The following is a 23,940-nucleotide window of genomic DNA, read 5'->3' as shown; positions in this document are numbered from 1 at the left end:
GTCACGGAACCGGTGTGCGTCGAAGTCGCCGGCGGGGGTAACCAGCACTCGCCGTCGGCTCTCGTTGGAGGTACTTGTGCCCATTGCCCAGAACCCGCTGTCCGTCGAGGTCACCCTGGTCCGGGAGGACGTCGCCCTGCTCACGGTCGAGGGCTACCTGGACGTCGACACCGCGACCGAGCTGCAGGCCCATCTGGCCAACCAGCTCCACCACGGCCGGCGGCACTTCCTGCTCGATCTGTCCGGCGTGCCCTTCATGGACTCCTCCGGTATGAACATCATCCTGCGCGTGTACCAGGAGGTCCGCGACCGGCCGGGCAGCGTGCACATCATCGCCCCCACCCCGGCCGTGCGCCGGATCCTCGACCTCACGGGCGTCAGCATCACGGTCCCGGTCTCCAGGACCGCCGACGACGCACTCGCCCTGGTGGACCGGCAGCCGGAGGAGAACGAGGAGCGGCAGGGCTGAGCGGCGCGGGCCGAAGCCCGGCCGTCGGGCGGTACGGACGCCGTCCGGCCGGCCGTCGTACGAGACCCACCGCCTGCGGGCAGCGGGCGGGACCAACCGGTACCGACGACATCGTGAACACACTCGTGACCGCCGGGCGTGCACTCGGTGGCCGTGCCCCGGCGGCTGCCGCCGGCCGGGGTACACACCCCTGTCCGGCCGCCGCTCCCTGATGGGCCCGGAGCCCGCGGACGCGGTGTCGTACGACGTATGTCCACAGCTACAGTGGTCGCCCGGCAAGGGTCATACCGCCGTTTCCCGGCCTGCGGCAGGCCGGCGGCGGGAACGCGACGGAGGAGTTGAACAGGGTGCCGGAGCAAGAAGCGGTAGGACAGCAGGGTTCGCCGGCGCGGGAGGTCGGGGACTTCCTGCACCGCCGCCGGGAGCAGATCGCCCAGCGCTGGGCCGACGAGACCCTCTTCCGGGCCGTGTTCACCGTCTCCCGGGACGAAGCGGTGGAGGCGGGCCGGGCCGTGGTCGACGCCCTGGCCCAGGTGGCCGTCTCGGGCCGGGCGGCGGACCCGGAGGCCGGCGGGTTCCTGGTGGTGCGCGAGCAGCTGGCCCGGATGGGGGCCGCGCGCACCCGTACGGGCCTGACCCCCTCGCAGGTGTCGAACGACGTGGACGCCCTGCGTCCCCCGGTGCTGGACCTGCTCCTCGCCGATCTCCCGGACGCCCCGGCGGACCTCCTGCGGGAGAGCAGCAACCTCCTGACGGTGCTGATGGGCACCCTGCGGGTGCTGGTGCTGGAGACCGCGCTCGACGAGGGCCAGGCCCTCATCGACCGGCAGCGGCTGCAGCTGCTGGAGGTCGCCACGCCCGTGATCAAGCTGTGGGACGGCATCGTGGCCGTACCGCTGATCGGAATGCTGGACAGCGCCCGCAGCCAGGTCGTGATGGAGACCCTGCTGGAGGCGGTCGTCGAGCAGCAGGCGCGCTACGCGATCCTGGACATCACCGGGGTGCCGACGGTCGACTCGCTGGTGGCCCAGCACCTGATGAAGACGGTCGCCGCCGCCCGGCTGATGGGCGCGGAGTGCGTGGTCTCCGGCATCCGTCCGGCCATCGCGCAGACCATCGTCCACCTGGGCCTGGACCTGGGCACGGTGGTCACCCGCGCGACCCTCGCCGACGCCCTGGCCCACGCCCTGCGCAAGCTGGGCTCGGACATCGTCACCCCGTCGGCCGGCGGAATGGGTGAGCGGTGACCGCCGGCTTCTCCCGGCCCGCCGCGGGACACGTGCCGGTGCTCCGGCTCGGTGACGTGCTCCTGGTCACCCTCCAGGGAGACCTGTACGACAGCATGGCCGAACAGCTCCTGCAGGACCTCGGTGAGGCCATCGCCGGCAACCGGGCCACCGGTGTGGTGATCAACGTCTCCGGCGTGGAGATCGTCGACTCCTTCCTCGGCCGGATCCTGGCCGAGATCGCGGCCAAGGCGAGGCTACTGGCCGCGGAGACGGTGATGGCCGGGATGCGGCCCGCGGTGGCGATCACCATGGTGGAGCTGGGTCTGACGCTGCCCGGGCTGCGTACGGCGCTGACCACCGAGGACGCCCTGCGGCTGCTCGGTGAGACGGACCCGGTGCTCCGTCCCGGCGGCACCCGCCCGGGGAGCCCGTGATGGACACCGCGGCGGGCGTTCAGGCCTGCTTGCCGATCCGCTCGGACATGGACCTGGTGTGGGTGCGCCAGCACGTGCGGCAGGCGGCCGGCCGGCTCGGCTTCGGCCTGGTGGACCAGACGAAGCTGGTCACCGCGGCCAGCGAGCTGGCCCGCAACACCCTGGTGCACGGCGGGGGCGGGCAGATGGAGGCGGCGCACGTGGTCAGCGGGCGGGTGCACGGACTGCGGCTGACCTTCCGCGACGAGGGGCCGGGCATCGCGGACCTGGAGCGGGCGCTGAGCGACGGCTACACCTCCGGCGACGGGCTGGGCATGGGCCTGGGCGGCACCCGGCGTCTGGTGCACGAGTTCGCCATCGACAGCGCCCCCGGCGTCGGCACCACCGTCATCGTGACATCCTGGGCCTCACGGCCCCCGCACCCGCGGGAGGTGAACTGATGCCCCGCGTGTGGGACGTACCGGTGCGCGACTCGACCCGGGTGCGCGACGCCCGGGTCGCCGCGGAGGGCGCGGCCGCGCTGGCCGGCCTGGACCAGCCGCGTACCGCTGCCGCCGCCCTGGTGGCGACCGAACTCGCCACCAATCTGCTCAAGCACGCCGAGGGCGGCCAGGTCCTCATCGACGTCGTCCCGCCGCCCGCGCCGCGGGAAGGCGGGGAGCATGCGCCGGTGGTGCAGGTGGCGGCGGTCGACCACGGGCCGGGCATCACCGATGTCGCCGCCGCGCTGCGCGACGGCTTCTCCACGACCCGGTCGCTCGGTGCCGGCCTCGGCACCTGCCGACGGGTCGCCGACGACTTCCACCTGCACAGCGCGCCCGGCCGGGGCACGGTGGCGCTGGCCCGGATCGGCGCCGCCGGCCGGCGTGCCGGGGCCGTGGTCCGGGAGCCGGTGGCCCCGGTGCGGGCGGGCGGCATCAACATTCCCTTCGGGGCCGCGGACCACTCGGGTGACGCCTGGACGTGGGTGCGGGCCGGGGACCGGCTCACCCTGATGCTGGCCGACGGTCTGGGTCATGGCCCCCAGGCCTCCCACGCATCCTCCGCGGCGGTCGGGACACTGCGCGGCGCCGCCCACCTGCCCCCGTCGGAGCTGCTCCGCCGGCTCGACGAGGCGCTGCGCGGCACCCGGGGCGCGGCCGTCGCCCTGGCCCAGCTCGACCTGGCTGCCGGACGGCTGCGCTTCTGCGGCGTCGGCAACGTCGGGGCCCGGCTGCGCGAGGGCGGCACCTGGCGTCATCTGCTGTCCCGGCCGGGCATCGTCGGCGCGCACCAGCCCACGACGCTGCCCGAGACGCAGGCGGACTGGACCGCCGACAGCCTGCTGATCCTGCACAGCGACGGACTGCCGAGCCGCTGGATTCCGCCGTCCGATCCGGATGCGCACACCGCCGACCCGGCGGTGACGGCCGCCGTGACCGTCCGGGACACCAGCAGCCCCGCCCGCCCGGTCCGGGACGACACCACCGTGGCCGTACTGACCCCCACCCCGGTGGGGCGCCCATGACACGTACGTGGCAGGTCAGTACCGTCACCGACGCGGCGCGGGCCCGTATCGCCGTCGCCCGCCTGGCCACCGCCTGCGGTGTGCCCGCGCTCGACCGCACCCGGCTGGCCACGGACCTCAGCGCCCGGCTGCGTCAGTGCCTGACCAAGGGCGGCACCTGGCGGCTCACCCTCCAGGGCCCGTCACCCGGAGCCGACGGGGGACTCCTGCACCTCACGCTGACCCCGGACCGGGAGGCGAGCGCCGCCGGGGAACCGCCGTGGCGGACCTCCGTCCCCTGCCCCGAGACCGGACAGGTGCCGGACGGCGACGTACCGGACGACCCTGCCGTCCTGGCCGAGGCGCTGCTGGGCGCCGACGAGGACACCGCGCTGACGCTGGAGAAGCTCGCCGAGCAGGAGGAGCTGGTCGCCTTCCACCGGGAGGAGCTGCACCAGACCAACCAGGGCGTCCTGGTGCTGCACGCCGAGCTGGACGCGGCCGGGCGGGCCCAGCGCGAGGCGTTCGCCGCCGAACGCAAGGCCCGCACCGAGGCGGAGGACGCCCGGCGCAGGCTGACGTTCCTCGCGGACGCCAGCGCCGTGCTGAACGCCTCGCTCAACCACGAGGAGATCGTGCGCCGGCTGCCGGACCTGCTGGTGCCCCGGTACGCCGACAGCGTCGACGTATGGCTGTTCGACCAGGAGGACGAGCGGCACGGGTCCGCGCCCCATGCGGCGGCCGCCGTGTTCGCGGCCCGTACCGGGCGCCCGCAGTACGCGGCCGACCACCCCGGCCGTCTGCCGGGCGTCGACGACCAGCCGCCGTCCGCGCTGAACCCGAAGCGGCCGCTGTTGTGCGTCCCGCTGACCACCCGGCGGGCGCCGCTGGGTGTGCTGACGCTGTCGCCGCCCGGGGAGCGCTGGGACCCGGACGACGCCGTGATGCTGATCGAGCTGACCCGCCGGGCCAGCATCGCCCTCGACAACGCGCTCCGCTTCGAGCACAACCGCGACATCGCCGAGACGCTGCAGCGCGCGCTGCTCACCGACCTGCCCACCACGCCGGGCCTGGCCCTGGCCGCGCGCTATCTGCCGGCCACCCGCGGAATGAACATCGGCGGGGACTGGTACGACGCCTTCCGGCAGCCCGACGGCAGTCTGATCACCGTCATCGGCGACGTCACCGGGCACGGACTGCACGCGGCCGTGATGATGAGCCAGCTGCGCACCGCGCTGCGCGCCTACGCGGTCGACGGCGGCAGCCCCGGCCGGCTGCTGACCCGGCTGCACATGTTCCTGCACCATCTGCAGCCCGACCTGTACGCCACCGCGGTCATCGCCCGCTTCCGCCCCGGCGACCCCACGCTCACCTGGGCCTCGGCGGGGCATCCGCCGCCCGTGCTGCGCCTGCCGGACGGCGAGGTGCGGATCCTGGACGCCAAGCCCGGCGCCATGCTCGGCATCCCGCTGCGCCAGGAGATCGGCGACCACACCGTCCGTCTGGCCCCCGGCTCGACGCTGGCGCTCTACACCGACGGCCTGGTGGAGCGGCGGGAGCGGGGCATCGATCCGGGCATCCAGCGACTCGCGGCGGCGCTCGGCTCCTTCGGCTCCGCGGAGCTGGACACCGACCTGGAGGGCTCGGCCGACCGCATCCTGGACCCCCTGCTGAGCGACTCCGAACGCGACGACGACGTGTGCCTGCTGCTGTCGCACATCACCGGCACGGCCGAACTGCCCGCCGCACGGCCCTCGTCCGAGGTCACGTCCCGTCCACGCCCCTGATCCGCCGGGAGAGGTCCGGGGCACCGTGTGCGCGATACCGTGCCCGATCCCGGGAACCCGTGGAGGACGACCGTGCCGGACGGCGACCGGCGGCCCGGCGGGACCGGAGGTGCGAAGGCAGCGATCCGGGGCAGTCGCATGACGTCCAGACAGACCGCCCGGAGCCGCAGAAGGGGTGAACACCGTGACACGACCCAGGATCCTGGTGGTCGGCGCAGGTTTCGCCGGTGTGGAGTGCGTCCGCCGTCTGGAGCGCAGGCTCGCCCCCGGCGAGGCCGACATCACTCTGGTGACGCCGTTCGCCTACCAGCTCTATCTGCCGCTGCTGCCCCAGGTCGCCTCGGGGGTGCTGACATCCCAGTCGGTCGCCCTCTCCCTGCGCCGCAGCACGAAGTACCGTACCCGGATCATTCCGGGCGGGGCCATCGGCGTGGACCTGAGGTCCAAGGTCTGCGTCATCCGCACCATCACCGACCGTGTCGTCGACGAGCCGTACGACTACATCGTGCTGGCTCCCGGCAGTGTCACCCGGACGTTCGACATCCCGGGCCTGACGGACCACGCCTTCGGCATGAAGACGCTCGCCGAGGCCGCCTACATCCGCGACCACGTCATCTCCCAGCTGGACCTGGCCGACGCCAGCGACGATCCGGCGGAGCGCGCCTCACGGCTGCAGTTCGTGGTGGTCGGCGGCGGGTACGCCGGCACCGAGACCGCCGCCTGCCTGCAGCGTCTGACGCACGCCGCCGTCCAGCGCTATCCCAGGCTGGACCCGTCGCTGATCAAGTGGCATCTGATCGACATCGCGCCCAGGCTGATGCCGGAGCTGGGCGAGAAGCTGGGCCGCAGCGCCCAGGAGGACCTGCGCCGCCGGGGCATCGAGATCTCCCTGGGGGTGTCCATCGCCAAGGCCGGCCCGGAGGAGGTCACCTTCACCGACGGCCGGGTGGTGCCCACCCGCACGCTGATCTGGACCGCGGGCGTGGTGGCGAGCCCGCTGATCGCCACGCTCGGCGCGGACACGGTCAAGGGGCGCCTGGCGGTGACCGCCGAGATGTGCCTGCCCGGCTACGACGGGGTGTTCGCGGTCGGCGACTCCGCGGCCGTGCCGGACCTGGCCAAGGGCGACGGAGCCGTCTGCCCGCCGACCGCGCAGCACGCCACGCGGCAGGGCAAGCGGGTTGCCGAGAACCTCATCGCGACCCTGCGCAACCAGACCATGCGGCCGTACGTGCACAAGGACCTGGGGCTCGTCGTCGACCTCGGCGGCAAGGACGCGGTGGCCAGGCCACTGGGCCTGGAGCTGCACGGGATGCCCGCCCAGGCGGTGGCCCGCGGCTACCACCTGGGGGCGCTGCGCACCAACGTCGCCAAGACCAGGGTCGCGACGAACTGGCTGCTCAACGCGGTCGCCGGGGACGACTTCGTCCGCATCGGATTCCAGGCCCGCAGGCCCGCCAAGCTGAAGGACTTCGAGTACATCGACAGGTATATGACGCCCGACCAGGTGCGGGAGTACGTCGCGCGGGAGCACTCCGGTCAGCTGTGACACCACGCGGGACCCAGCGTGCGGGACCCGCCCCGCCGGGGACGGCCGGGCCGTGAAGGGGCGGTCCGGCCGCGGCGTGCCATGCTGGGCGAGCGGATCATGACGCGGAACGGGAGTGTACGGCGGCGTGGGAGCAGCACAGGTGCCGGCCCGGGCGCGGCTGCGGGATCGGATCGCGGCGTCCGATCCCGGCCTGCTGAGGCTGGCCGCGGGGTCGCGGACGGCGGGTTCGCTCGCACTGACACTGGCCGTGCTCGGCGTGCTCGGCGTGCCCGTGACCCACCTGGTGGCCGGGGCGATCTCGTCGATGGCGGCCACCTTCGCCATCCGCGAGAAGCAGCGCCGGCGACAGGCCGTCACGCTCGCCCTCGGCCTTCCGGTGGCGCTGGTGTCCCTGTCGCTGGGCGCGCTGCTCAACCCGTACGTCGTGGCCGGGGACATCTTTTTCGTCGTCCTGATCTTCTGCGCCGTCTACAGCCGCCGGTTCGGTGACCGGGGCAACGCGCTGGGGCTGATCGGCTTCCAGGTCTACTTCATGTCGCTGTTCGTCGGTGCCACGGCGCCGGCCCTGCCCGGGCTGTACGGCGTCGTCGCGATCGCGTTCGCCTGCAGCGCGCTGGTCCGGTTCGTGATCGTGTACGAGACGCCGGCGGGCGTTCTGCAGCGGCTGCGCGAGGCGTTCCGGGCGCGTCTGGCCCAGCTGGTGGACGCCCAGCTGGAGCTGCTGGACGCCGGCCCGGACGAGGTGGAGAAGGTCCTGGAGGCGGTGCGCGAGGGCACGGCCCGGCTGCACGAGACGGCCATGATGATCCAGTCCCGGCTGGAGGAGGGCACCTCCGACGAGGCCGTGGCCCGGCTGGTGCAGCGCCGGATCGCGGACGCCGAGCTCGCCGCCGAGCGGCTGGGGCTGCTCGTGCTGAACGCCCGCAGCGCCGAACGGGCGAACACGCTCACCCTCCACCTGCCCGGCGCGCCCGTCCCCTCGGGCGGCCGGCTGCCGGTGCGGGGGGATGCGACCGAGACGCTGCGCCGCGACCTGCGGGCGCTGGCGCTGCTCGTCCTGCGGCCCGTCGGGGAGGGCGGCGGGACCGCCGTGTCCCATGTGCGCAACCGGCTCCTGGGCTACCGCGACGAGGAGAACCTGCCGCCCGCCTCGCCCGCCGTGCAAGATGTCTTCCGCGGTATCGGTGAGACCGCCCGCGCGGTGCTGGGCCTGAGGATCGCACTGGACGAGCCGCAGGACGAGTCCGACGACACGCCCGCGACGGTCCGCTCCCGCGAGGAGCTGGACGCCGAGAACGCCGCCATCGAGGGCGCCGAGGCGGCCGAGCGGGAGGAGCAGGCCCCGACCGGGCTGGAGCGGCCCACCACGCGCGCGGCCGTGCAGGTCTCGGTGGGTTCGGCGCTGGCCATCGTCGGCGGCGAGTTCCTCTCCAGCCAGCGCTGGTACTGGGCGGTGCTGACCTGCTGGATCGTCTTCATCAACACCTCCTCCACGGGCGAGATCCTGGTCAAGGGCTACCGCCGCCTGCTGGGCACCGTGCTCGGCGTGGTGGCCGGCATCGTGCTGGCGGGGCTGGTCGGGCCGCACACGTGGCCGGCGCTGGGCCTTGTGCTGGTGTTCGTCTTCCTGATGTTCTACACGGCCCCGCTGTCGTACACGCTGATGTCCTTCTTCGTCACCGCGGCGCTGGCGCTGCTGTACACGCTGATGCACACGTACAGCGCGGCGGCGCTGGTGCTGCGCGTGCAGGAGACGGCGCTCGGGGCGGCCTGCGGGATCATCGCGGCGGCGCTGGTGCTGCCGGTGCACACCGACCGCCGTACGGACGAACTGCTCGTCACGGTGCTGGAGCGGCTGGCCGAGGTCGCCGGCGCCGCCGTCGAGCAGCTCAGCGGCGGGCCGGCGGCCGATCTGCTCGACCGGGCGCGCGACCTGGACAAGGCGCTGGGTGATCTGCGGGGGGCCACCCAGCCGCTGACGCATCCGATCACGCCGATGCGGTCGCGGCGCAACACCGTCCAGTACGTGGTGGCGCTTCTGGAGACCTGTGCCTATCACGCCAGGTCGCTGGCGGCGACCGCCGAACTGCTGCCCGCCCACCCGTCGATCGCCGCGGATCCCCGGCTGCGCCAGGCCTGCGCCCGGATCACCCGCAACATCGCGACGATCAGCGCCCACCTGACCGACGAGCACGCCACCACCGAGGTCGAACGAGGCCCGAGCATCGCCCTCCTGCTGGACTCGGAGGGGACCCCCGGCATCCCCCGGTACGGCCGCGTCACCGACCGGGTGCTACGGCATCTGCAACGCCTGGACGAGGCGGTGGTCGGCCTGGCCCGCCCACTGGGCGTTCCGGTGCCGAAACCCGAGCGGTGACCCGCACCGGCCGCATGCCGGGCCGGACGGGGCGCGTACCGTGCCGGCTCGGGCCGGCTGGAGCCGGAGGGGCGCCCGGGCCCGTCGGTACGGGCGCGCCCGACCGGATGCCAGGGCGTCTGCGGCACCCGTACGAGGCGGTCGTGGGCGCGTGGCCCGCCCACTCGGCGGTTTCGGCGCCGGAACCCGCGCGGTGACGCGCACCGCCGGCCCTGGCCGCACGCCGGGCCGGCCATGCCCCGTGCCATCGGGCCGAAGCGAGCGGCATCGCGGGAAAGGAACCGACCGGAACACAGACCGGACCGGGGCACCCGCCGGACCGGTCCAGGGCGGCATGCCGGGCCGGCCGACCGCGTACCCGCCGGGCCGAAGCGGGCAGCGTCATGGGAAGAGGGCCGGCCGGGAGGCAGACGGGACCGGGGCGCGTGCCGGGCCGGTTCGGGCCGGTTCGGGTGCACAGTGGTGTGGTCAGAAGTCGGTGGGCATGTCACTGGCTTCGGCGATTCCGCGCAGTTCCTCGGTCTCCCGGTGGCGGTCACGGATGTAGTCGGCGATCTCGGTGAGGCGTACCGGGTCGGCGGCGGTCGCGGCGTCGGTGACCACCCGGACCGGGCCGGTCTCCTCGATGTCGAGGACGACCAGCTCGTTGTCCAGCCGGCCGGTGACCGCGGTGGCGATGACCAGGGCGGCCTCGTCGCGTATCTCCTGGGGCAGGCCCTGCGCGTGGGCGCCCTCCAGCGGGAAGTCCGCGGAGGGCACGCCCTGTTCCTCGATCGCCCGCAGAACGGGATCGACGACGCCCAGCAACAGCTCGTAGTCCTCCTCGGGCATCCGGACGCGGAGCAGATCGAGGTACACCTCCACGGCCCTGCCGTCGGGCGGAAGCTCGTCTTCGTTCATCCGCTCCGTGTTCCCCGCGCGGGCGAGCTCAGACGCGGGGCCGGCAGGCCGGGGCGAAGGAGAACGGGCCGAACAGCAGGAAGCCGGCCGCGACCAGTGCCGGCAGCCGGGCGCCGAACGGCTCGCCCCCGAGCGTGGCGGGCGCGCCGCTGAGATCCGCCTGCCGCGTACCGTCGCCGAAGGCGCTCCGCAGCGCCGGCACGCCGACCAGCAAGTCGATCACACCCCGTGCGGTCGGTCCTGTCCGCACGGCCCCCTCGGTAACCGAGCTCTTCGCGGCCCGCCGGACCCGTGTCCCCGTCCGGGCGGTCCATGGCACTCGTGTCCGTCTCCGCCTCCCGGCCATGCGGATGCCCCGGGCGCCCGACCCACACACGAGCTGCCCGTACGCGCCTGGTGCGCGTACGGGCAGCTCGTGCCGGTGGGCGTCCGTCAGACCGTCAGCGGGGCGGTCCCGGGGCCACGAGCATGTGGTGGGCCGTCCGCAGGGCGCGGTTCACGTCGCGGGTCCCGGTCGACACGCACAGCGTGTACGCCAGGTCCCGCGCCCGCGCACTCTCGGCCGGCGCCGCCTCGTGGTCGGCAAGGAGCTTACGCAGGAACCCGGGGTTGGGCATCAGCACTCGGTGTCACTCTCCTGGGTCGTCAGACGGCCGCCGGTCGCGGTCCGCCTCCACGGCGGTTGGCCCGCTCGGCCAGCACCTCGTTGCGTACGCGGGCGCAGCTGCGGCTGATGAGCCGGGAGACGTGCATCTGGGAGATGCCGAGCCGGTCCGCGATGCGGCTTTGTGTCATGTCCTCAAAGAAGCGCATGTAGAGAATGGCGCGTTCGCGTTCGGGAAGCCTGCGCAGCCCCTCCTTGGCGGACTCCCGGTCGACCACGACGTCGTACGAGGAGTCCGCGGCGCCGAGGGTGTCCACGAGGCTGTACCCGTCGCCGCCGGTGGACATCTCGGCGTCCAGGGACAGGGTGCTGAAGCTGTCGAGGGCCTCCATCCCGGTGTTGACCTCGTCCTCGGTCAGTCCGGTGTGCGCGGCGACGGCGGCGACCGAGGGCTCGGCGCTTCCGGGGTTCTGGGTGAGCTCACGGCGTGCCACGCGCACCTTGTTGCGCAGTTCCTGCACCCGGCGCGGCACCCGGAGCGCCCACATCCGGTCCCGGAAGTGCCGCTTGACCTCGCCGGTGATGGTCGGCACGGCGTAGCTCTCGAAGGCCCCGCGGTCCGGGTCGAACCGGTCGATGGCCTTGACCAGGCCCAGCGCCGCCACCTGCCGCAGGTCCTCGATCGACTCGCCGCGGTCGCGGAAGCGGCCGGCGATGCGGTGGGCCATGGGCAGCCACGCGGTCACGAGTTCGTCGCGGACGGCCTCCCGGTCCGGCCCGTCCTCCAGAGCGGCCAGGCGCCTGAAGAGGGCGGCGGTGTCGGGGGCGTCGTCGTGCGGCCGCCGGACGGGAGCGGCCTGGTCCTCGGGGGTGTCGGCACGGCTTGTCGACCTGTCGATGAGCATGCGGAATCGCTCCTGAACATGGGGGTTCCAGGGACTTACCGCGGAAGGCGTGATGCTGCCCGGTTCACCCGGAGGGCCTACCGGAGCAGCAGTGTCGCTCCCGCTGACGCGCCTCCGGTCCGAAGCACGAGATTCCGTCTGCCCGGCGGTGCGGGGGACAAACTCCGCTTCCCGTAATTCTTTGCACCGCGCAACGTGAGAGGGCAGGCCGCCTGCGGCGCAGGGGCGGAACAGTTCAAGGCAGCGGCACCACGGCGCTGATGCACTTGCCGCCGGAGGGCAGGTCGCAGACCTGGACGTCACGGGCCAGCCGGCACACGATCGGCCAGCCCCGCCCGCCGACCCGGCGCCGGCCCTTGCGGTCCACCGGCGGCCGGACCACCGGCAGCCGGTCACTGCGGTCGCTCACACAGACCCGCACACCGCGCCCGACGACGTCGACGTGGAAGCCGGTCACGCCGCCGCCGTGCAGGATCGCGTTGGTGGTGAGCTCCGAGGCGACGAGCTGGGCGTCGGAGACGGCGTGCGCGTCGCACGGGGTGCGGCGCGCACGGCAGCATTCGTCGATCGCGCGTTCCACCGCCCGGCGGGCGTCGGCCGGTTGGCACGGCCGGGGCTGCCCGGAGCCGTCCTCGGCGCACGGCACCTCGACGACGGGGGTGGTCCTGTGCCTCTCGCACATTCTCCTCGCTCCTGGATGATGAAGTCCCTGGCTGGTGAAGTCCCTGGACGGTGAGGCAAGGAAGCCGGACCCGGCGGGAGACCCGCACTTGTACGGCGTCGCAGGCCCTCCTTGTCCGACTGGCCGCCGCACGCCCCGCCAAACCTCCACATCGGCGGTGCATGGGACGGTCATCACCGTGCGCCCGAGCGGGTAGGGGAAGGGCATGACCGAAGTCGTGGACTCAGACGAGCTGTTGCGGCGCATCCAGCGCGCCAGGGCCTGCGCGGTGGAGGAGGAGCACCGATGGCGGGACCGCCGCGACACCCTCGGGGCGACCGATCCGGACGCCGCGCGCGAGGCGGCCGTGCGGGTCATGACGTACGAGGCCGTGCTGCGGGTGCTGGACGAGATCCTCACCCCGGGCAGGCACGCCGGACGGGGCTGAGCGGCGCCCGCGGGCCGCGGTGGTGCGGCGCGTACCGGCCGGCGTCCGGGGTACCCGCGCCTCCATGTCTGTGGACCACACCCGAGCACCGGTTCTGGAAGCGCTTGTCGACTACCGCCGCGTGGGCAGGCTGTCCTTCACGCCTCCCGGGCACAAGCAGGCCCGCGGCGCCGATCCCGAGGTGCGCGAGGTGCTGGGGGACACGGTCTTCCTGGGAGACGTACTGGCCTCGGGCGGCCTGGACGACCGGCTCACCCGGGGCCGGGTGCTGGAGCGCGCCGAGGAGCTGATGGCGGACGCCGTCCACGCCCGGCACACGTTCTTCACCACCTGTGGCAGCTCCCTGTCCGTGAAGGCGGCGATGCTGGCCGTCGCGGGCCCGCACGAGAAGCTGCTGATCGGCCGGGACGCCCACAAGTCGGTCGCCTCCGGCCTGATCCTGTCCGGCATCGAACCCGTCTGGGTCGAGCCCCGCTGGGACGCCGAGCGGCATATCGCCCATCCGCCGTCGGCCACGGAGTTCGAGCGGGCCTTCGACGCCCACCCGGACGCCAAGGGCGTGCTGATCACCAGCCCCACCCCGTACGGGGCCTGCGCGGACCTGCGGTCGGTGGCCGAGGTCTGCCACCGTCGCGGGGTGCCGCTGGTCGTGGACGAGGCGTGGGGCGCGCACCTGCCCTTCCACCCCGACCTGCCGTCCTGGGCGATGGACGCGGGCGCCGACATCTGTGTGACCAGCATCCACAAGATGGGCAGCGGCCTCGAACAGGGGTCCGTCTTCCATCTGGGCGGCGACCTCGTCCCGCCCGCGCTGCTGAAGATGCGCGCGGACCTGCTGGGCAGCACCAGCCCGTCGGTGCTGATCTACGCCGGTCTGGACGGCTGGCGCCGGCAGATGGCCCTGCGCGGGCAGGAGGTCATGGGCGGCGCGCTGAAACTGGCGGCCGAGGTCCGCTCGGAGATCGAGGCGATCGACGGGATGCACGTCAACGACCGCGACGACTTATGCGGCCCCGGCCTGGCCGACGACTTCGATCCCCTGCCGGTCGTCATCGACGTCACCGGGCTCGGGGTCACCGGCTACCAGGCGGCCGACTGGCTGCGTGAACACCGCGGCGTCGACGCGCATCTGACGGACCATCGCCGCATCGGCGCGCAGATCACCCACGGCGACGACCAGGAGACGGCCCAGGAGCTGCTGGCCGCGCTGAAGAGCCTGGCCGGCGCCGCGCCGGGCCTCTCCCCCGCCCCGCGGGTGGACGTACCCGGCCCGTCCGCGCTGCGCATGGAGCAGGCGCGGCTGCCGCGGGACGCGTTCTTCGGCCCCGCCGAGGACGTACCGGTGGGGGATGCCGCCGGGCGGATCGCCGCGGAGATGATCACGCCGTACCCGCCGGGGATCCCGGCCGTCCTGCCGGGCGAGCGCCTGACAAGGGCGGTGCTGAGCTATCTGACAACAGGCCTCGCGGCCGGGATGAACCTTCCGGACGCCAGTGACCCCGAGCTGGGGACGATCAGGGTGGCCGCGGGCGACGCCGAGTGACCACGCGTGACCGGTGGAGTGAATCCGATCACGTGAGCGGTCCCCGATTACGTGAAAACAACCGAGATGGTTTACGGTTCACACATACGCGGCGACGGGGTCGACCCGAGGCGTCCCCCGTTACGCCGTCGCGAACGGCCCTGGCTGGCTTCCCCCGTCCAGCCAGGGCTTTTTCATGCCCCGAATGTTCGCCCACGAGCCTTCTGTCCGCGAAGCCCGATTCACCCCGCTCCATCCGGGTACTGGCGCATCTCGTGATGCGCACTGTGCTCTTCGGCCCGGGTGTGCTCGCCGTGGACGCGGCCCGCCGGGTGTCGGAGGGCGATCTGGCGGCGGCGCGGGCGCAGATGGGGTTCTCGCTCGCCTGGCACATCATCGTGGCCTGTCTCGGGGTCGGGCTGCCGGCGCTGACGCTGCTGGCCGAGTGGTACGGCATCCGCACCGGCAATCCGGCGCACCGGCTGCTGGCCCGCCGGTGGGCGCGCGCCATGGGCGTGCTGTTCGCGGTGGGCGCCGTCTCCGGGACCATCCTCAGCTTCGAGATGGGGCTGCTGTGGCCGGGGCTGATGGGCAGATTCGGCCAGGTGATCGGGTTGCCGTTCGCCCTGGAGGGCATCGCCTTCTTCCTCGAGGCGATCTTCCTCGGCATCTATCTGTACGCCTGGGACCGGCTGCCGCCCCGCCGCCATCTGCTCACCGGCATCCCCATCGTGATCTCGGGCACCGTGTCGGCGTTCTTCGTGGTGTGCGCCAACGCCTGGATGAACCAGCCGCGCGGCTTCACCCTGCGCGACGGCAAGGTCGTTCACGTCGACCCGTGGGCGGCGATGCTCAACCCGGCCAGCCCTCCGCAGACCGTGCACATGATCCTGGCGGCCTTCATGGTGGCCTCGTTCCTGGCGGCCTCCGTGTACGCGGTGGCCCTGCTGCGCGGGCGCCGCGACGCCTACCACCGGGCCGGGTTCTTCATCCCGTTCACCCTGGGGGCGATCGCGACGCCGTTCCAGATCGTCGTGGGCGACTGGGCGGCGCGCTTCCTGGCCGACTACCAGCCGGCCAAGCTCGCCGCGGCCGAGGGCGTGTACCGGACCGGCTCGCACGTCCCGCTGACTCTCGGCGGCGTCACGGGCGACCACGGGCTGAAGTACGGCCTGGAGATCCCCAACGGCCTGTCCCTGCTGGTCGGCTACTCCCCCGGCACCGTCGTCCAGGGCCTGGACCGCGTGCCGCCCGCTCTGCGGCCGCCGGTCACCGGTGTGCACTGGGCCTTCGACCTGATGGTCGCCGCCGGCTTCTTCCTGCTGCTCATGGGCGTATGGCTGCTGTGGCAGTGGTGGCGCCGCCACCGCGCCGGCGGCGAGCTGTCCACGCCCCGTCTGTTCCTGGCGCTCGCCGCTCTCGCCGGCCCGGCCGCGGTGGTGGCGCTGGAGTGCGGCTGGAGCGTGACCGAGCTGGGCCGGCAGCCGTGGATCGTGTACGGCGTGATGAGCGTACGGGAAGCCGTCAACCCCGCTCCGGGACTGATGACGGGGCTGTGGCTGGTGCTGGTGGTGTACGCCGCCATGACCGTGGCGACCGTGTACGTACTGCGCCGCCTGGCCCGGGGCACTCCGGTGCCGCGCGCCCCGCAGGAGGGGGACGTCGCACGGTATCCCGTCGTGTGAACCCTCCCACGACCCTTTACGACCCTTTGGAGCTTTGGAGGTGGCCGTGCTCGCGGACGCGGCGCTCGCCGTGATGTGGGTGGGTCTGACCTGCTATGCCCTGTTCGGCGGGGCCGACTTCGGCGCCGGGGTGTGGGACCTGCTGGCCGGCGGGGCCGAGCGCGGGCGGGAGCGGCGCCGGCTGATCGAGCACAGCATCGGGCCGGTGTGGGAGGCCAACCACGTGTGGCTGATCTTCGTGGTCGTGATGCTGTGGTCGGCGTTCTCCCCGGTGTTCGCCGCGGTGATGTCCACGCTGTACATCCCGCTGACCCTGGCGGCGCTCGGCATCATCGCGCGGGGCGCCGCCTTTGCCTTCCGCAAGGCCAGTACGGAGCTGTGGCAGCAGCGGTTGTTCGGGGCGTGCTTCGCGCTGTCGTCGCTGCTCACGCCGTTCTTCCTCGGCACGGTCGCGGGCGGTGTCGCCTCCGGGCGCGTCCCGCCTGGGATCGCTCGGGGCGATGTGGTCACCGGCTGGCTCAATCCGACCTCGCTGCTGGGCGGGGTGCTGGCGGTGGTGACCTGTGCGCACCTGGCGGCGGTGTACCTGTGTGCCGACGCGGACCGCGAGAGGCGGCCCGAGCTGGCCGCGGCCTTCGCCCGCGACGCCGTGCTCAGCGGGGTGGCGGCCGGCGTGGTGGCGCTGGCGGGCATCGGGGTGCTGCACGCGGACGCCCCGCAGCTGTTCCACGGGCTGACCCACCGGGCGCTGCCACTGGTGGTCCTCAGCGCGGTGGCGGGCGTGACCGGTCTCGCCCTGCTGACCCGCCGCCGCTTCGTGGCGGCCCGCGGGGCCGCCGCCCTGGCGGTCGCCGCGATCCTGTGGGCCTGGGGCGCGGCCCAGTACCCGGCCATGCTGGTCGGCAGCACCACGGTGGCCCGGGCCGCGGCGAACGGCTCCGTCCTGACGGCCGTCCTGGCGTCGCTGGGCGTCGGCGCGGTGGTGCTGGTGCCCTCGCTGTGGCTGCTGTACGCCACCTTCCAGCGCGGCTCGCCCGAACAGCCCTCGCCGCGGTGAGCACCACGTCGCCTCCGCCGAGGTGCCCGGGGCGCCCGCAGCCGCTGAAATGGGCATGAGGCACATGCGCGGAACCCATCGCCGGCGAGGAGCCCCTGGCCATGACCAAAGCGATAAAACTGCTGACCGCCCTCCCCCAGAAGCAGCGCGACCGCCTGATGGAACTCGCGCGGGAGGTCTCCTTCCCCGAGGACGCCAGGATCTTCGAGACGGGCGGCACCGCCGACCGCTTCTGGGTCATCCGCTCCGGCGACGTACACCTGGACCAGCAGGTGACGCCCACGCGCCGGGTGAAGGTGGCGAGCCTGGGCGCGGGCGACCTGCTCGGCTGGTCCTGGCTGTTCCCGCCGTACCAGTGGGACTTCGGCGCGGAGGCGTTCAGCCCGGTGCGCGCCTACGAGTTCGACGCCTCGGCGGTGCTCGCCCTGTGCGTGGAGGATCCGCTGCTCGGGCTGTCGCTGGTGCGCACCGTCGCCGAGGTCCTCGCCCACCGGCTGGAGACGACCCGGGGCAAGCTGCTGGAACAGTACGAGCTGCCCCGGCGCCCCCGTTAGCGGGTCAGACACGGTAGCGGCGCAGCGCCGGTACGGCCGCCGCCAGGATCAGCGTCAGGGCGACGACCAGCAGGCCGCCGCCGACGACGGCCGCGCGGGGGCCGAAGGCCGAGCCGGCCGTGCCGTGCAGCACGTCGGCCAGGCGCGGGCCGCCCGCGACGACGACCGTGAAGACGCCCTGCATCCGGCCGCGCATGTCGTCGGTGGCGGCGGACAGCAGGATGGCGCTGCGGAAGACCATGGAGACCATGTCGGCGATGCCGGCGGCCGCCAGGAACGCCACCGCGATCCACAGGCTGCGGCTCAGTCCGAACCCGGCGACGGCCACTCCCCAGGCGGTGACCGCGCCGATCACCATCCAGCCGTGCCGGCGCGCCCGGGAGAAGGCGCCGGAGAACAGCCCGCCGATCACGGCGCCGATGGGGATGGCCGCGAACAGCAGGCCGAGCGCCACGCTCTCGTCGTAGGAGGCGTACGTCTCGGCGGCGAGCTGCGGGAACAGGGCGCGGGGCATGCCGCAGACCATGGCGATGATGTCGGCGAGGAAGGACAGCAGCAGCACCTTGCGCCCGGAGATGTAGCGGAACCCGGCGGCTATCTCCCGCACCCCCGCGCGGCGCCTGACCGAGTCCGTCAGGGGCGGCAGCGGCGGCAGCCGCAGCACCGCCCACACGGTGGCGCACAGGGCCACGGCGTCGATGAGGTACAGCTCGGGCAGCCCGATGACGGGGATGAGCGCGCCGGCCAGCAGCGGTCCGGCGACCAGGCCGGTCTGCATGACGGTCGAGCCGAGGGCGTTGGCGGCGGGCAGTTCCTCGGCCGGGACCAGCCGGGCGATGGAGGCGTTGCGGGCCGGGGAGTTCAGCCCGAAGAAGGCCTGCTGCACGGCGAGCAGCACCATCAGCGCCACGACGGAGTCGAGCCGGGCGGCGGCCTGCAGCCAGAACAGCAGCGAGGTGACGGCGATGCCGCTGTTGGTGATCAGCAGCAGTCTGCGGCGGTCCATGGTGTCGGCGACCGCGCCGCCCCACAGCGCGAACACCACCATCGGCAGCAGACCGGCGAGGCTGGCGTAGCCGATCCAGGCGGAGGAGCCCGTGATGTCGTAGATCTGCTTGGGCACGGCGACGGCGGTGAGCTGGCTGCCGACCGCGGTGACGATGGTCGAGGACCACAGCCGGCGGAAGGCGGGGCGGCGCAGCGGGCGGGTGTCCATGCCCCAGCGGCGCCGTCCGCGCCGGCCGGCTCCGGACGGCTCCGGTGCGTCGGTGCCCTCAGTGTGCGGTGGGGTGCTGCTGTCGGTGCTCTCGCCGGTGTCCACGGGTTTCCTGGTTGGTCGGTACATCCATTGGTGCGGGGCTCAGTGTCTCAGCACCGGTCGTGCCCTCGGCTCCCCCGGTTCCGGCCCGGTCCGCGCGCAGGTCCTCCAGCCGGGCCGCCGCGCTGTCCAGGAGCATGTCCAGCGCGGTCGGGTAGGCACTGGTGACCATGCGGGTGGCGAGCAGGGGTGCCGCCTCGGCGATGCGCGGGTGGGTGGCGGCGGGCAGGCGGGCGTACGTGGAGCGCCACATCTCCTCGTCGGCGCGCAGGGCGGCGCTCGGCAGGGCCAGGGAGGCGGCGTCGAGGGCGGCGAAGGCCAGGGTCTGGTCGACGAAGGCGTGGTAGATCCGTACGGTGTCCGGCAGCGGGAAGCCGGCCCTGCGCAGCACGTCCAGGACGGCCTCGTCGGCGGCCAGCTCGTTGGCCCGGCCGGTGACGCGGTTGGCGGTCACCAGCGCGGCCTGCGGGTGGGCGACGTAGGCGGAGTGGATGCGCAGACCGATCTCGCGCAGGTCGGACCGCCAGTCGCCGGTGGGCCGCCAGCCGTGCAGCGCCCGCCCGATGAGGGCGTCGCCGATGGCCAGGGTGAGGTCGTCCATACCGCGGAAGTACCGGTACAGGGTGCTCGGGTCGCAGTCGAGTGCCAGGCCGAGCCGGCGGGCGGTGAGCCCCGTGCTGCCGTGCTCGCGCAGCAGGCGCAGCGCGGTGTCGACGATCAGGCGCTCGGACAGCACGGTGCCGCTGCGGGTGGGGCGACGCCGCTGTCGCTTCTCCTCGGGAACCACCGGTTTGGGCATGGGACCTCCTCGTACGCTTATGCCAACGCCATTGACCTTACGCGGGCGACGCACTTGTATCGAGGCCGGAGGCCGCCTCGTCCATTTCCTTGACCAAGACCTAGAGGGAGTTCTCGTCATGCGTGTACTGCTCGTGGGAGCCGGTGGTGTGGGCACCGCGATCACCCGGATCGCGGCCCGCCGTCCGTTCTTCGAGGCGATGGTCGTCGCCGACTACGACCGGGGGCGGGCCGAGTCCGCCGTGGCGGCGGTCGGTGACGACGGCCGGTTCACCGCCGAGCGCGTCGACGCGAGCGACGAGGCGGCGGTGGCCGAGCTGCTCGCCCGGCACCGCTGCGACATGCTGCTGAACGCGACCGACCCGCGTTTCGTCATGCCCCTGTTCCGGGCGGCCCGTGCGGCCGGCGCCGGCTACCTGGACATGGCGATGTCCCTGTCCCGTCCGCACCCCGAGCGGCCCTACGAGGAGTGCGGGGTCAAGCTCGGCGACGAGCAGTTCGCGCTGGCCGAGGAGTGGGAGAAGGCGGGCGCGCTCGCACTGGTCGGCATGGGCGTGGAGCCGGGCATGTCCGACGTGTTCGCGCGGTACGCGGCCGACGAGCTCTTCGACGAGATCGAGGAGATCGGCGTCCGCGACGGTGCGAACCTGACCGTGGAGGGCTACGACTTCGCTCCGTCGTTCAGCATCTGGACCACCATCGAGGAGTGCCTGAACCCGCCGGTGGTGTACGAGGCCGGGCGGGGCTGGTTCACCACCGAGCCGTTCAGCGAGCCGGAGGTGTTCGACTTCCCGGAGGGGATCGGCGAGGTCGAGTGCGTGAACGTGGAGCACGAGGAGGTGCTGCTCGTGCCGCGCTGGATCGACGCGAAGCGTGTGACCTTCAAGTACGGGCTGGGCCGGGAGTTCATCGACACCCTCAAGACACTGCACCTGCTGGGCCTGGACCGCACCGACCCGGTCACCGTGCCGGGCCCGGACGGGCCGGTCGCCGTCTCGCCCCGGGACGTCGTCGCCGCCTGTCTGCCCGATCCGGCGACGCTGGGCGAGCGGATGCACGGCAAGACCTGCGCGGGCACCTGGGTGCGCGGCACCCGGGACGGTGCGCCGCGCGAGGTGTACCTGTACCACGTGGTCGACAACCAGTGGTCCATGGCCGAGTACGGCTGCCAGGCCGTGGTGTGGCAGACGGCGGTCAACCCCGTGGTCGCCCTGGAGCTGGTGGCCACCAAGGTGTGGACCGGGGCGGGGGTGCTCGGCCCGGAGGCCTTCCCGGCCCGTCCCTTCCTGGACCTGCTGACGGAGTACGGCTCCCCGTGGGGCATCCGCGAGCAGTGAGTGTGCGGATTCGGCGAAGGTCCGCCCTCTGACGGGATGTCCTGTTTCACCCGCGCGTCGGCCGGAGACCCGAAGGCGAGTACGTGCCAAGGCCGGACGACATTCGATCGCAGGTGACTTTTCATGGGCAACTGGCGAGACCACGCCGCATGCCGCCACGAGGACCCCGACCTCTTCTTCCCGATCGGTACCACCGGTTCGGCGCTGCTGCAGGCCGAGCAGGCCAAGGCGGTCTGCCGGCGCTGTCCCGTCCGGGAGGAGTGCCTGCAGTGGGCGCTGGACACGGACCAGGGCATCGGGGTGTGGGGCGGCACGAACGAGACCGAACGCCGCGCGCTGAAACGGCGCCGCGCAGCGGCCCGCCGCCGCTTCGGCTGACACCGGGCCCGCCACCGGAGCGAACGGGCCGCCCCGGCCCGCTCCGGCCGCCCCGGCCCGACGGGGCCGCGGACCCTGGTGGCGCGGACCCCGGTGGCGCTGATTGCGGTGGCGCGGGCCGGGTGGGGACAGTCCGCGGTGGCACGGCTCGCGCCGGCCCGGACTCCCCGGCCCGACGGGGCGCCCGGGCCGGCGCGGCAACGATCCCCGTCAATGGCCGGAACGGCGCAGCGGCCCCCACTCCGCCTCCTGCCGCTCCACCTCGGCCCGCGCCTCCTCGATGACGCCGGAGTCGATCCAGCACAGCGGCTGAGCGTCGACCACCAGCGGCTCGTTGTCGGGCCCCCGGCCCCGCTCATGGCCCTTGAGGACCCAGGGGCGTACGTCGGGGCCCTTCTCATGGGGCAGGTGCGCGTAGTCGTACAGCCGGCGTGCCACCCACAGCCGCAGGGACCGGTCCTGCCACCACTCCTCCACGTCGAGGGGGTTGGCCGACAGGCCCGGCATCGCGACGCCCGTGAGCTCGTCGGTGCTGGAGGTGGCGCCGAGATCCGTCCCGGGGCCGCGCGACCAGCGGACGTACAGCCCCCGGTGCCGCTCGACGAGAGCGGCCAGTTCGACCAGTTCGCGCACCACCCGCAGCTCGTCGTCCGATGCGCCCATGTCGTGGCCTCCCTCCTCCCTCAGGCGCTCGGGGTACCCACACGGGACGCCCGGAACCGGAGGAAGTGAGTCCGCCGCCCCGCCCCGGTCAGGCGGTCTGCCGTGCCGCGTCCCGCCCCGCCGCGCGCCCGGAGAACAGGCACCCGCCGAGGAAGGTGCCCTCCAGGGCGTTGTAGCCGTGCACGCCCCCGCCGCCGAACCCGGCGACCTCGCCGGCCGCGTACAGACCGTCGATCACCTGCCCGTCGGTGCCGAGGGCACGCGAGTCGAGGTCGGTCTGGATGCCGCCGAGGGTCTTGCGGGTCAGGATGTGCAGCTTGACGCCGATCAGGGGGCCGGCCGCCGGGTCCAGGACGCGGTGCGGGGCGGCGACCCGGCCGAGGCGGTCGCCGATGTAGCGGCGGGCGTTGCGGATGCCCTGGACCTGGGCGTCCTTGCTGTAGGGGTTGTCGATCTGCAGGTCGCGGGCCTGTATCTGGCGGCGGACCCCGGCCGCGTCCAGGAGCGGCTGGTCGGTCAGCCCGTTCATCTTCTCGACGAGCTGCTCGAGGGTGTCGGCGATCACGAAGTCCGCGCCGTGCCGCAGGAAGTCCCGTACGGGTCCGGGCGCGCCCTTGCCGAGCAGCCGGTCGCGCAGCACGGCTCCGCGGTCCTTGGCGGTGATGTCGGGGTTCTGCTCGGAGCCCGACAGGGCGAACTCCTTCTCGACGATCCTCCGGGTCAGCACGAACCAGGAGTGGTCGTGGCCGGCGAGGTCGTCGGTGGTGCGCAGATGCCTGAGCGTGCTCAGCGTGTCGTAGCCGGGCAGGCAGGGGTCGGGCAGCCGGCGGCCGAGGGCGTCGAGCCAGATCGAGGACGGGCCGGGCAGGATGCGGATGCCGTGGCCGGGCCAGACCGGGTTCCAGTTCCGCACGCCCTCGGTGTAGTGCCACATGCGGTCGCGGTTGACGAGGCGGACGCCCGCCTCCGCGCCGATGTCGAGCATCCGGCCGTCGACGTAGGCGGGGACGCCGGTGACCATCTTCGAAGGGGGCGTGCCGAGCCGCGCGGGCCAGTGGCGGCGGACGATGTCGTGGTTGGCGCCGATGCCGCCGGTGGTGACGATCACGGCCTGCGCGGTGAGCTCGAAGGCGCCGGCCTCGTCGCGGTTGGAGGCGACTCCGCGTGGCGCGTCGTCCGGGGCCAGGACCGTGCCGCGCACCCCGCGTGCCGCGCCGCCCTCGATGACGAGTTCGTCCACCCGGTGCCGGTGGTGGAAGGTGAGCAGCCCGTCGCGGGCGGCCTGCCGGGCGTGGTCGGCGAAGGGTTCCACGACGCCCGTGCCGGTGCCCCAGGCGATGTGGAAGCGCGGTACGGAGTTGCCGTGGCCGTCGGCGCGCAGGTCGCCGCGCTCGGCCCAGCCGACCGTGGGCAGCAGCGTGATGCCGTGGCTGTGCAGCCACGACCGTTTCTCCCCCGCCGCGAACTCGACGTAGGCGCGCGCCCAGCGCACCGCCCAGGAGTCCTCGTCCTCCAGCCGGTCGAACCGGGCGCTGCCCTGCCAGTCGTTCCAGGCCAGCTCGGAGGAGTCCTTGATGCCCAGCCTGCGCTGCTCCGGGGAGTCGACGAGGAACAGCCCGCCGAAGGACCAGTACGCCTGCCCGCCGAGGTTGGCGGCGTTCTCCTGGTCGACGAGGGCGACCCTGCGGCCCCGGCTGGTCAGCTCGTGTGCCGCGACCAGGCCCGCGAGGCCTGCTCCGACAACGATGACGTCCGCGTCCATGGCGACCGTTCCCT

Annotated in this window: 23 protein-coding genes and 1 pseudogene; 15 read left to right on the top strand and 9 right to left on the bottom strand. The window is 73.3% G+C overall.

Annotated features, from left to right (window positions below):
- Window positions 1-76 precede the first annotated feature (76 nt).
- From DEP02_RS05285 to DEP02_RS05250, 8 genes are all read left to right on the top strand, one after another.
- Window positions 77-469, top strand: a complete 393-nt coding sequence (locus DEP02_RS05285) for an STAS domain-containing protein (RefSeq protein WP_112466156.1) — start codon at window positions 77-79, stop codon at window positions 467-469.
- Between the two features lie 347 nt (window positions 470-816).
- Window positions 817-1,716 (top strand): STAS domain-containing protein, encoded by a 900-nt coding sequence (locus DEP02_RS05280; RefSeq protein WP_112466155.1) that lies wholly within the window; start codon window positions 817-819, stop codon window positions 1,714-1,716.
- Window positions 1,713-2,132: an STAS domain-containing protein gene (locus tag DEP02_RS05275; RefSeq protein WP_112466154.1), complete on the top strand. Its 420-nt coding sequence runs from the start codon at window positions 1,713-1,715 to the stop codon at window positions 2,130-2,132. The genes DEP02_RS05280 and DEP02_RS05275 overlap by 4 nt, the downstream gene beginning before the upstream one ends.
- Window positions 2,132-2,572, top strand: coding sequence for an anti-sigma regulatory factor (locus DEP02_RS05270; protein WP_112466153.1), 441 nt, complete (start codon window positions 2,132-2,134; stop codon window positions 2,570-2,572). The genes DEP02_RS05275 and DEP02_RS05270 overlap by 1 nt, the downstream gene beginning before the upstream one ends.
- Window positions 2,572-3,639: an ATP-binding SpoIIE family protein phosphatase gene (locus DEP02_RS05265; RefSeq protein ID WP_112466152.1), complete on the top strand. Its 1,068-nt coding sequence runs from the start codon at window positions 2,572-2,574 to the stop codon at window positions 3,637-3,639. Before DEP02_RS05270 ends, DEP02_RS05265 begins: the two co-directional genes overlap by 1 nt.
- Window positions 3,636-5,405, top strand: coding sequence for a PP2C family protein-serine/threonine phosphatase (locus tag DEP02_RS05260; RefSeq protein ID WP_112466151.1), 1,770 nt, complete (start codon window positions 3,636-3,638; stop codon window positions 5,403-5,405). Before DEP02_RS05265 ends, DEP02_RS05260 begins: the two co-directional genes overlap by 4 nt.
- Window positions 5,406-5,580: 175 nt before the next feature.
- The gene (locus DEP02_RS05255; protein ID WP_112466150.1) at window positions 5,581-6,954 is read left to right on the top strand and encodes an NAD(P)/FAD-dependent oxidoreductase; all 1,374 of its coding nucleotides are present in this window, start codon (window positions 5,581-5,583) and stop codon (window positions 6,952-6,954) included.
- 115 nt (window positions 6,955-7,069) lie between these two features.
- Window positions 7,070-9,334 (top strand): FUSC family protein, encoded by a 2,265-nt coding sequence (locus DEP02_RS05250; RefSeq protein ID WP_112466149.1) that lies wholly within the window; start codon window positions 7,070-7,072, stop codon window positions 9,332-9,334.
- Window positions 9,335-9,802: 468 nt separating this feature from the next.
- Here the strand turns inward: DEP02_RS05250 and DEP02_RS05245 are convergent, their stop codons facing one another.
- From DEP02_RS05245 to DEP02_RS05225, 5 genes are all read right to left on the bottom strand, one after another.
- Window positions 9,803-10,234 (bottom strand): hypothetical protein, encoded by a 432-nt coding sequence (locus DEP02_RS05245; protein WP_112466148.1) that lies wholly within the window; start codon window positions 10,232-10,234, stop codon window positions 9,803-9,805.
- A 28-nt stretch (window positions 10,235-10,262) separates the two neighbouring features.
- Window positions 10,263-10,484, bottom strand: a complete 222-nt coding sequence (locus DEP02_RS05240) for a DUF1206 domain-containing protein (RefSeq protein ID WP_438947725.1) — start codon at window positions 10,482-10,484, stop codon at window positions 10,263-10,265.
- 190 nt (window positions 10,485-10,674) lie between these two features.
- Window positions 10,675-10,851: a DUF5133 domain-containing protein gene (locus DEP02_RS05235; protein WP_232838967.1), complete on the bottom strand. Its 177-nt coding sequence runs from the start codon at window positions 10,849-10,851 to the stop codon at window positions 10,675-10,677.
- Window positions 10,852-10,879: 28 nt separating this feature from the next.
- Window positions 10,880-11,743, bottom strand: coding sequence for a SigB/SigF/SigG family RNA polymerase sigma factor (locus DEP02_RS05230; protein WP_112466145.1), 864 nt, complete (start codon window positions 11,741-11,743; stop codon window positions 10,880-10,882).
- Between the two features lie 235 nt (window positions 11,744-11,978).
- On the bottom strand, window positions 11,979-12,425 hold the full coding sequence (locus tag DEP02_RS05225) for an ATP-binding protein (RefSeq protein WP_112466144.1): 447 nt from the start codon (window positions 12,423-12,425) through the stop codon (window positions 11,979-11,981).
- Window positions 12,426-12,630: 205 nt separating this feature from the next.
- On the opposite strand from DEP02_RS05225, the gene DEP02_RS05220 reads away from it, so the two are divergent.
- The 5 genes from DEP02_RS05220 to DEP02_RS05200 all read left to right on the top strand — a co-directional run bounded on the left by DEP02_RS05220 (window position 12,631) and on the right by DEP02_RS05200 (window position 17,670).
- Complete coding sequence (locus DEP02_RS05220) at window positions 12,631-12,852, top strand: 3-deoxy-D-manno-octulosonic acid transferase (protein ID WP_112466143.1); 222 nt, start codon at window positions 12,631-12,633, stop codon at window positions 12,850-12,852.
- Between the two features lie 64 nt (window positions 12,853-12,916).
- A complete protein-coding gene (locus DEP02_RS05215; protein ID WP_112466171.1) occupies window positions 12,917-14,395 on the top strand; it encodes an aminotransferase class I/II-fold pyridoxal phosphate-dependent enzyme in 1,479 nt (492 codons plus the stop codon).
- Between the two features lie 257 nt (window positions 14,396-14,652).
- The gene (locus DEP02_RS05210) at window positions 14,653-16,059 is read left to right on the top strand and encodes a cytochrome ubiquinol oxidase subunit I (RefSeq protein WP_112466142.1); all 1,407 of its coding nucleotides are present in this window, start codon (window positions 14,653-14,655) and stop codon (window positions 16,057-16,059) included.
- 46 nt (window positions 16,060-16,105) lie between these two features.
- A complete protein-coding gene (locus tag DEP02_RS05205) occupies window positions 16,106-17,116 on the top strand; it encodes a cytochrome d ubiquinol oxidase subunit II (RefSeq protein ID WP_112466170.1) in 1,011 nt (336 codons plus the stop codon).
- Window positions 17,117-17,217: 101 nt separating this feature from the next.
- Window positions 17,218-17,670, top strand: coding sequence for a cyclic nucleotide-binding domain-containing protein (locus DEP02_RS05200; RefSeq protein ID WP_112466141.1), 453 nt, complete (start codon window positions 17,218-17,220; stop codon window positions 17,668-17,670).
- A gap of 4 nt (window positions 17,671-17,674) precedes the next feature.
- Here DEP02_RS05200 and DEP02_RS05195 read toward each other — a convergent pair whose 3' ends face one another.
- Both DEP02_RS05195 and DEP02_RS05190 read right to left on the bottom strand, forming a co-directional pair.
- Window positions 17,675-18,991, bottom strand: coding sequence for an MFS transporter (locus DEP02_RS05195; RefSeq protein WP_112466140.1), 1,317 nt, complete (start codon window positions 18,989-18,991; stop codon window positions 17,675-17,677).
- 103 nt (window positions 18,992-19,094) lie between these two features.
- A pseudogene (locus DEP02_RS05190) lies at window positions 19,095-19,787 on the bottom strand (TetR/AcrR family transcriptional regulator); the annotation flags it as partial.
- Between the two features lie 118 nt (window positions 19,788-19,905).
- Here DEP02_RS05190 and DEP02_RS05185 point away from each other — a divergent pair.
- On the top strand, window positions 19,906-21,123 hold the full coding sequence (locus tag DEP02_RS05185; protein WP_112466138.1) for a saccharopine dehydrogenase family protein: 1,218 nt from the start codon (window positions 19,906-19,908) through the stop codon (window positions 21,121-21,123).
- Between the two features lie 123 nt (window positions 21,124-21,246).
- Window positions 21,247-21,501: a WhiB family transcriptional regulator gene (locus tag DEP02_RS05180; protein WP_112466137.1), complete on the top strand. Its 255-nt coding sequence runs from the start codon at window positions 21,247-21,249 to the stop codon at window positions 21,499-21,501.
- Between the two features lie 210 nt (window positions 21,502-21,711).
- On the opposite strand, the gene DEP02_RS05175 is transcribed toward DEP02_RS05180, so the two are convergent.
- Together DEP02_RS05175 and DEP02_RS05170 are read right to left on the bottom strand one after the other, a co-directional pair.
- Window positions 21,712-22,164, bottom strand: coding sequence for a DUF6098 family protein (locus tag DEP02_RS05175; RefSeq protein ID WP_112466136.1), 453 nt, complete (start codon window positions 22,162-22,164; stop codon window positions 21,712-21,714).
- Between the two features lie 88 nt (window positions 22,165-22,252).
- Window positions 22,253-23,926, bottom strand: coding sequence for an FAD-binding dehydrogenase (locus DEP02_RS05170; RefSeq protein ID WP_112466135.1), 1,674 nt, complete (start codon window positions 23,924-23,926; stop codon window positions 22,253-22,255).
- Window positions 23,927-23,940 lie beyond the last annotated feature (14 nt).

The sequence above is a fragment of the Streptomyces triticisoli genome, from assembly GCF_003270085.1.
GTDB lineage: Bacteria > Actinomycetota > Actinomycetes > Streptomycetales > Streptomycetaceae > Streptomyces > Streptomyces triticisoli.
The sequence above is the reverse complement of the archived record's forward strand: the minus strand, read 5'-3'. Positions and strand labels throughout refer to the sequence as shown.